The sequence below is a fragment of the Mesorhizobium sp. M0016 genome (genome assembly GCF_040324035.1).
Classification (GTDB): domain Bacteria; phylum Pseudomonadota; class Alphaproteobacteria; order Rhizobiales; family Rhizobiaceae; genus Mesorhizobium.
This window is the reverse complement of the sequence record NZ_JAMYVM010000065.1, coordinates 1-842: the sequence shown is the minus strand read 5'-3', so window position 1 is coordinate 842 and position 842 is coordinate 1. Positions and strand designations below refer to the sequence as shown.

The 842-nt window shown below is 66.4% G+C and carries 1 protein-coding gene; it reads left to right on the top strand.

The window, feature by feature from the left end:
• On the top strand, positions 1–842 hold an 842-nt coding region (locus NKJ88_RS32905), incomplete at both ends, for a caspase family protein (protein ID WP_352446976.1).

Genomic DNA, 842 nt, shown 5'->3' with positions numbered 1-842 from the left:
GCTACACGGTGCCGCAGGACATAGCCGTTCCAGCCAGGCCACGAGCCTATGTGGTGACGGTGGGGGTGAACGAGTACGAGAACGAGGCGCTGCGGCTGAACTTCGCGGCGGCGGATGCCGGGGCGATCGAGACGGCGCTGGAGGGGATCAAGGGCTATGATGTGGTTCCGGTGGTGCTGACCTCGGACTACGCACGCAAGGAAGGAGATAGACAGATCCCGGCGGTCGATCACGCCACCAAGGCCGACATCCGGGCGGTGCTCGATCTTCTGGCGGGCAAGGGGGAGACGGAACGGCCACGGCTGCGGCAGGAGATCGGCCCCGTCATCGACCGGCTGGCGAAGGCGACGCCGGACGATCTCGTGGTCCTTGCCTTCTCCGGTCATGGCCACACCGAGCAGGGTCGCTTCTACATCCTGCCGTCGGATTCGGGCAGCAACCTGGCCAGGCTCGACAAACTGATCTCGAGCGAGGAACTGACGGCATGGCTGCGTGATGTCGATGCCGGCGAGATGGTGATGATCGTGGATGCCTGTCACTCCGCGGCGGGCGTGCCGGCAGGCTTCAAGCCGGGCCCGATGGGCGACCGCGGGCTTGGGCAACTGGCCTACGACAAGGGCATGCGCATCCTGGCGGCCACCCAAGCCGACGACGTTGCGCTGGAGAGCGGCTCGCTAGGCCAGGGGTTGCTGACCTATGCGCTCAAGGAGGGGCTGACAGCCGGCACCGGCGCGCACACGCTTGCCGACACTGACGGCGACGGCGCTATCACCATGAAGGAATGGCTGACCTATGCCGAGACCCGAGTGCCTGGGCTCTATCAGGACGTGCTCGCCGGCAAG